The organism is Candidatus Dormiibacterota bacterium, assembly GCA_035532835.1.
GTDB lineage: Bacteria > Vulcanimicrobiota > Vulcanimicrobiia > Vulcanimicrobiales > Vulcanimicrobiaceae > DAHUXY01.
In genome coordinates this window covers 1-7,200 of the sequence record DATKQG010000020.1, presented here as the reverse complement: position 1 = coordinate 7,200, position 7,200 = coordinate 1, and the positions used below count along the sequence as shown (strand labels likewise).

The window sequence follows — 7,200 nt, the reverse complement described above, 5'->3', positions numbered from 1 at the left end:
AGCCACCCGGTGGTGGTGAAGGTGTGGCCGAAAACCGTCGTCGTCCCGACGCCTTGGCTGGGCGAATCGATCGAAAGGACGCGGTGCGCGGGGCTGCTCTTATCCGAGGCGTCCAGATAGGGCGCGGCGTTGAAAATCTGCAGCCCGCTCGAGACCAGGACCAAAAAAGCGATGACCCAGACCCAGTGGGCGAGGCGCGTCGCAAGATTATAGCGGTAGACTGTCCGGTCCATACAGGGAGTATAACGCCACCAAGGCGAGCCCGGATGATTTCGAGAACCCGAGTCCCTCGCTATGCCTGCACTCACACTGACTATAGACGAAGAAATCGCCCGGGTGACGCTCGCGCGCCCCGACGTGCGTAACGCGTTCAATGCCGAACTCATCGGCGAACTGCGCGAAACGTTCGATCGGCTCTGCGACGATCCGCACGTTCGGGTGGTCGTACTCGCGGGCGAGGGTAAGTCGTTCTGCGGGGGTGCCGACATTCATTGGATGCGCGGCGCGCTCGATCTCTCGTACGACGAAAATCTCGCCGACGCGGAGCGCATGAGCGATATGTTTCGCGCGATCGATCGCTGCCGCAAACCGGTCGTCGGCCGCGTACACGGCGCGGCACTGGGCGGCGGCGCCGGCCTCGCCGCAGTCTGCGATATCGTCGTCGCGAGCGACGACGCCGTCTTCGGTTTTACCGAAGTGAAGCTGGGCATCATTCCCGCGGTCATTTCGCCGTTCGTCCTGGCGAAGATCGGTGCATCGTACGCACGCGCCCTCTTCCTTACCGGCGAGCGCTTTCTCGCGCCGCGCGCAAAGGAGATCGGATTGGTGCACGAAGTGGTGCCGGCCGACGATCTCGACGGCGCCGTGCAACGCGTCGTAAAGGAAGTGCTGACCGCCGGGCCGCTCGCCGTTGCAGCCGCGAAGCAGGTGATTTGCGACGTTCGCGCCGCGAGTTACGACGCATCGCGCGAACTCACGGCCCGCGCTATTGCCGCGCAGCGCATCACCCCCGAGGGCCAGGAAGGGCTCTACGCCTTCGTCGAGCGGCGTAAAGCGAGCTTCTCGCTGTGATCCGTCGCTTATTGATCGCGAACCGCGGCGAGATTGCCGTGCGCGTCGCTCGCGCCGCGCGCGAAATGGACATCGTGCCGCTCGGCATCTATTCGCAGGCCGACGAGCACGCCTACCACCTCGAGTTCATGGACGACGCGCGGTGCGTCGGGCCGGCTCCGGCGGCGGAATCGTATCTCGATGTCGATGCGGTCATCGCGGCGGCGGTCGGCATGCATGCCGATGCCGTCCATCCGGGCTATGGATTTCTCTCCGAGCGCGCCTCCTTTGCCGCAGCCGTTCGCCAGGCGGGGCTGACGTTCGTGGGGCCATCGCCCGAAGCAATGGCGGCGATGGGCAGCAAGATCGATGCGAAGCGCCGGGTGCGCGATTTCAACGTGCCGGTCGTCCCCGGCTACGAAGGCGACGATCAGTCGCTCGCGCAGCTGCGCACGCAGGCGGAAGAGGTCGGCTTTCCGCTGTTGATCAAAGCCAGCGCCGGCGGCGGCGGGCGCGGCATGCGCGTGGTTGAATCGCTCGCGCATTTCGACGAAGCGCTTAGTGCCGCCAAGCGCGAAGCGCTCGCCGCGTTCGGCGACGACGCGGTGTTGCTGGAACGCTACCTGCGCGATCCGCGACACATCGAGTTCCAGGTGCTGGGTGATACGCACGGCAACATCATTCACATCGGCGAGCGCGAGTGCTCGATCCAACGGCGCCATCAAAAAATCGTCGAAGAGGCGCCGTCGGTCGCGATGACGCCCGAATTGCGAGTGCGGATGGGCGAGGCCGCCGTGCGCGCCGCACGCTCGGTGGAGTACGTCAACGCCGGAACCGTCGAGTTCATGCTCGATAGCGACGGACGCTTCTACTTCCTGGAGATGAACACGCGGCTCCAGGTGGAGCATCCGGTTACCGAACTCGTATACGGCATCGATTTGGTGCAGTGGCAACTGCGGATTGCAAACGGAGAGCGGCTGACGCTCTCGCAAGACGACGTTCGCCCGCGCGGGTGGGCGATCGAAACGCGCATCTACGCCGAAGACCCCGCCAATCACATGCTGCCCTCGATCGGTACGATCGAACGATGGGCACCGCCGCAGGGCCCGGGGATCCGCGTCGATTCCGGCGTGGGCACCGGGAGCGAAGTCGGCGTTTACTACGACCCGATGCTCGCGAAGCTCATCGTGTTCGGCAGCGATCGCGCCCATGCGATCGCGCGGTTGGAGCGCGCGCTTGAAGATTTCACGATCGACGGCGTCCGCGCGAACGTGCCGCTGCTGCTATGGATCGCTCGTAACCAGGGCTTCCGCGACGGCGATACGACCACGAGTTTTCTCACGAAATACCTCGACGAATCGATCTTCTCTCGCCGCGAACTCTCGGACGAGCGAAAGCTGCTTGCGGTTGCATCGATGCTGCTCGACGGTGCGGCTCCGTGGCGCATCGGCGGTATCGGCATACCGTTACGGCTGGAAGCCGACGGCTCCGTTTTCGAGACGGTCGCAAGCGCCACCGCGCAGCCCGACGCCTGGCAACTGGAGGGCGATCTTACCGGGAGACTCGTAGCCCGGCGGCACGGCGAGCGCATCGAAGCGAGCTTGGGCGAACTGCACGCGCGCGGCGAAAGCGCGCGCGGCGCGCAACGCTTTGCGGCGCCCCCGTCCGCCGACGCTTCAACGAGCGCAGGCGCCGTAGCGGGAGCCGGCAGCGTCGTCGCACCGATGCCGGGAAAGATCGTCAAGATCGCGGTACGCGAAGGCGACGCCGTTGCGTCGCGCTCGCTCTTGATCGTTCTGGAAGCGATGAAGATGGAACACCGCATCGAGAGTGCCGGCGACGCCACCGTCAAGACCGTCCTCGTGCGCGAGGGCGATATCGTGAGCGGTGGCGCGCCGCTCGTGCAGTTGGACTAATCGCTGATCGGCGGGACCGTCGTCACCGCGCCTGCGGTAACGGTCGCCGGGGCGGTAACCATGAGCGTTGCTCCGACCGTTGCGTCGAAGCCGGTAGCCGTAACCGATGCACCGGCAAGCGTCGTATAGGTGTTGAGCACCTCAAGCGTATACGTTCCGGCGGCTAACGCGTTGACCGCGTAGTTACCGTTAGCATCGGTGACGCCGCTGTTGACGACCGTGCTGCCCTGTAGCGCCTCTACCTCCGCGCCGACAACCGGCTTCCCGGCTTGATTGACGACCGACCCGCTCAGGCTTCCTGAAGTCGCCTGCTCCGTCGCGACCATGACGGGCTTGAGCATGAACGCGCCGTTTCCGGTTTCAACGATGGATTGATCGGCGTTGAAATCGAGCACGAACCCGTAGGTTCCCCCGGCCTGCGCGTTCAACCCGACGTTGACTTTGAGACCGGCCGTCCCCGACCCGTCGCCGCTATCGGTGCTGTTGGCATTACCGAAGCCGCCGCTGGTTCCGCTGGGCACGGTTAGCGGCGCCGTATGCGAGACGCCGTTGGAATCGGTGTAGACGATCGTGGTCGTCGCCGTATCGAGCAGCAGACGAATCTGCTGGTAGCTGCCCGCCGGGATCGTGCCCGTAAAGCTGAGCGGCGTTGAAGCGGACGTATAGTTGAGGATGTTCACGACATCCGGCGTTGAGAATGTTTGAATGGCCGTCGGAGCCGCGCCGTTGCCGACAACCTCGACCTTATCGATACCGAGATTGACCGCCGTCACGGTGTTCCCGCTCATCGCGAACGGTGCGTCGATCATGGCGACGTTCATCGTCGCGTTCTGCGCGGTCGGCGTCGTTCCAACCCCGCCGGAGGAGCTGCCGCCTCCGCAAGCCGCCAAAAACAGCATCGCAACCGCCGCGGCACTCGTTTTTCTGTCCATAGTTCTCATCCTCCACAATATGCCCCGGGTATAAAGACATGGGCTTTTAGTCCTAGTACCTCGAACCGCTTTTCCAGATGTTCTCAAAACCAAACCTATTGAAAACGATTTTCATCCTCACAGGCTTGCTCGGCCGCGCATGGTAGCATAACCAAATGGCTGCACGTCGCACGATCGTGATGATTCCGGGATACAACGAACCGCCCGATCATTTCGATATTCTGGTGGAAGGACGGCTCGGGATCCCGGGGCTGCGCGCGCACGGATTCGATTGCCTCACCTTTCCGGCCGCCGACGACCACTTGCGCGACCGCATCGATCGCTTCGCGGAGTTTCTATCGCAACTGCATACGAACGGGCATCCGTTTCCGGTCGTGCTGCTCGGTTATTCGTTAGGCGGGCTGGTGGTACGCGGGTTTTTGCGCGCGTATCCGCACCGTTCGCACGAAGTGAGCCACGCGGTCATGATCGGCACGCCGAATTGGGGCGTCGTGACGCTGGCGATGCCGCACATCACACGGATGTTGCGCATCCCCGATAAGGCGATGGGCGACATGAATCTGGACTCCGACTTCATGCGATGGCTGAACGGCACGGGGGGCCACTGGACCGGGCCCGCCGGTGACGGCGAACGCGTCTGGGCTTTGGACGAAGAACCGTGGGTTGGCCCAATCGATACGCCGATGCTTACCATCATGGGGCTGATCCCCTCGCGCGGCGGCGATAACGACGGGCTGGTGTGGGGCGACTCCGCGACTCTGGGCAGCCGCATCCCCGCGCACTTCGTGATCGGCCCGCACTGCAATCACATGAACATCATCGGGCACTTCGACCCGCTCATCATGCTCACGAAAGGCTTCCTCGCCAACGCGCGCGCCTGGCCGATCGCGCTGAGCACGATCCTGCGGTTCACGCAGGCGCAACTCTTGGCGAAAGTGGAGATGTAATACCGAGCGTATGAAACTCCCCAAATCCGTAACCTTGGTCGAGATGGGCGCGCGCGACGGCCTGCAGAATGAGGCTGCCGTCATTTCAACCGACGACAAAGTGCGATTCATCGATCTGCTCTCGCAGACCGGGTTACGCTGGATCGAAGCGACCTCGTTCGTGAGCCCCAAGGCGATTCCGCAATTGAGCGATGCGCCCGAAGTTTTTGCGCGCATCGCGAAAGCGCCGGGCGTGCGCTACCTCGTGCTCGTGCCGAACATCAAGGGCTACGAACGCGCGAAGGCCGCGGGCGCCGATACCATCGCCGTTTTCACCGCATCGTCGGAAGCGTTCACCAAACGCAACATTAATATGACGATCGACGAATCGCTCGAGACGTTCCGCGCCGTCGTGCGTCGCGCGAAAGACGACGGCATGTGGGTGCGCGGATACGTCTCGACCGCCTTCGGATCGCCGTTCGGCGATACCGTAACCCCGCAGATGGTCGTCGACGTCAGCGTAAAGCTGATGGAGATGGGCTGCGACGAGCTCTCGATCGGCGATACGATCGGCGTCGGCGTGCCGAGCCAGGTGGAAGAACTCGTTCCGATGCTGGCAAAACACATTCCGATCGACCGGCTCGCGATGCATTTCCACGATACGCGCGGCACCGCACTCTCGAACGTCTATGCGGCGCTGCAACAAGGCATTCACATTTTCGACAGCTCCGCCGGCGGTTTGGGCGGCTGCCCGTATGCGCCGGGAGCGACCGGCAACGTGGGCACCGAAGACGTGCTCTACCTCCTGCACTCGATGGGCATCGAAACGGGCGTCGATCTCGCGAAAGTTCGCGCGGCATCGCGCTTCATCGCCGCAGCCGTCGGCCACGCATTGACCAGCAAAGCCTTCCAAGCCATGGAAGCCTCCGATGAAAGGGCCAAAGCCTCCACATGATCGTTCGAGCCGGAATCCTCTACGACGGAACCATGGACGCGCCGCGGCGCAACGTCGATATCACGATTGAAGGCACGCGCATCGCAAGCGTGCAGAACGCCGCCGAAGGCGGCTCGCCCGACCTCACCGCCGCGTGCGTGACGCCGGGCCTGGTCAACGCGCACGTGCACGTTGAGATGAACGGCCAGCCCGATACCATGGGCGCGCTCGCGCAGATGCCGCAGAACGACCGGCTCTTGCACGCGGTGGAAACGGTACGCAAGGGTTTGAATGCGGGCGTTACGACCGTGCGCGACCTCGGCAGCAGCGCGGGCATCGCGATCGCACTCCGCGACGCCATCAACGGCGGCCTGATCGTCGGGCCGCGCATGCGCGCGTGCGGCAACGTGCTCTGCATGACCGGCGGCCACGGCTGGTTCATCGGCCGCGCCATCGACAGCCCGTGGGAAGCGCGCAAAGGCGTGCGCGAGCAACTTTGGGCGGGCGCCGACTGCATCAAAATGATGGCGACCGGCGGCGTGCTCACCAAAGGCGCCGTGCCCGGCAACGCGCAGCTCCTGCCCGAAGAATTAGTCGCCGGCATCGATGAAGCCCACCGCCACGGCCTGCGCGTCGCTTCGCACGCGATCGGCACCGAAGGCATCAAGAATGCGCTACGCGCCGGCATCGATTCGATCGAACACGGCCACATGCTCGACGACGAAGCGATCGAGCTCTTCAAGCAGCGTGGAACCTATCTCGTACCGACGCTCACCGCGCCGACCTGTATCCTCGAACATCTCGAGGACGGCACGCAACCCCAGTTCGTGCTCGATAAGGCGCGCGTCGTCAACGAAGCGATGCTGGTGAATATCCGCCGCGCCTACGAAGCGGGCGTGAAGATCGCGGGCGGATCCGACGCGGGCACGCCCTTCAATTTCCACGAAAACTACGCCTACGAAGTCGAGCTGATGCACACGCTGCTCGGCATGTCGCCGCAACGCGCGCTCCACGCGGCAACCGCGGTCGCAGCCGAACTGATCGGCTTGCATCGCGGCGTCGTCGCCGCCGGAGAACCCGCCGATTTGCTGGGGGTAGCGGCCGACGTAGGCGCAGACGTGCGCGCCCTGCGCGACGTACGCGCCGTGCTCAAAGACGGGCAGATCGTGAACCGCGCCGGGTGATGGACGTCACCGGCCTGCGCTTAGCGGTGCTCGCGCCGATTTCATGGCCGACGCCGCCCGCAGGATACGGCCCCTGGGAGCAGATCGCATTCAACATCGCCGACGGCATGCGCCGCCGCGGCGCAGAGGTCACGCTCTTCGCCACCGGCAATTCGCGCTTCGAAGGCCACCTCGCTTCGGTGCTCCCGATCGGCGTCAACGAAGACCCGGCGCTCAACGGCGACGTCTACGGCGCCATCCATATCGGCGAACTCTTCC

8 protein-coding genes are annotated in these 7,200 nt (G+C 64.2%); 6 read left to right on the top strand and 2 right to left on the bottom strand.

What is annotated here, in order from left to right:
• On the bottom strand, positions 1 to 233 hold a 233-nt coding region (locus tag VMW12_02725), incomplete at its 3' end, for a hypothetical protein (protein ID HUZ48639.1).
• Positions 234 to 294: 61 nt separating this feature from the next.
• Between VMW12_02725 and VMW12_02720 the strand changes: the two genes are divergently transcribed.
• Positions 295 to 1,071 (top strand): enoyl-CoA hydratase-related protein, encoded by a 777-nt coding sequence (locus tag VMW12_02720; protein ID HUZ48638.1) that lies wholly within the window; start codon positions 295 to 297, stop codon positions 1,069 to 1,071.
• The gene (locus tag VMW12_02715; protein ID HUZ48637.1) at positions 1,068 to 2,966 is read left to right on the top strand and encodes an acetyl-CoA carboxylase biotin carboxylase subunit; all 1,899 of its coding nucleotides are present in this window, start codon (positions 1,068 to 1,070) and stop codon (positions 2,964 to 2,966) included. Before VMW12_02720 ends, VMW12_02715 begins: the two co-directional genes overlap by 4 nt.
• Here the strand turns inward: VMW12_02715 and VMW12_02710 are convergent.
• On the bottom strand, positions 2,963 to 3,898 hold the full coding sequence (locus VMW12_02710) for a DUF4382 domain-containing protein (protein ID HUZ48636.1): 936 nt from the start codon (positions 3,896 to 3,898) through the stop codon (positions 2,963 to 2,965). The two genes, VMW12_02715 and VMW12_02710, sit on opposite strands and share 4 nt — an antisense overlap.
• 155 nt (positions 3,899 to 4,053) lie before the next feature.
• On the opposite strand from VMW12_02710, the gene VMW12_02705 reads away from it, so the two are divergent.
• From VMW12_02705 to VMW12_02690, 4 genes are all read left to right on the top strand, one after another.
• Entirely contained in the window at positions 4,054 to 4,845 is a 792-nt protein-coding gene (locus VMW12_02705; GenBank protein ID HUZ48635.1) for a hypothetical protein, read from the top strand.
• 10 nt (positions 4,846 to 4,855) lie between these two features.
• Positions 4,856 to 5,779: a hydroxymethylglutaryl-CoA lyase gene (locus VMW12_02700; protein ID HUZ48634.1), complete on the top strand. Its 924-nt coding sequence runs from the start codon at positions 4,856 to 4,858 to the stop codon at positions 5,777 to 5,779.
• Positions 5,776 to 6,942 (top strand): amidohydrolase family protein, encoded by a 1,167-nt coding sequence (locus VMW12_02695; protein HUZ48633.1) that lies wholly within the window; start codon positions 5,776 to 5,778, stop codon positions 6,940 to 6,942. Before VMW12_02700 ends, VMW12_02695 begins: the two co-directional genes overlap by 4 nt.
• Positions 6,942 to 7,200: glycosyltransferase family 4 protein (locus VMW12_02690; GenBank protein HUZ48632.1), on the top strand; the 259-nt coding region annotated here is incomplete at its 3' end. The genes VMW12_02695 and VMW12_02690, both read left to right, overlap by 1 nt.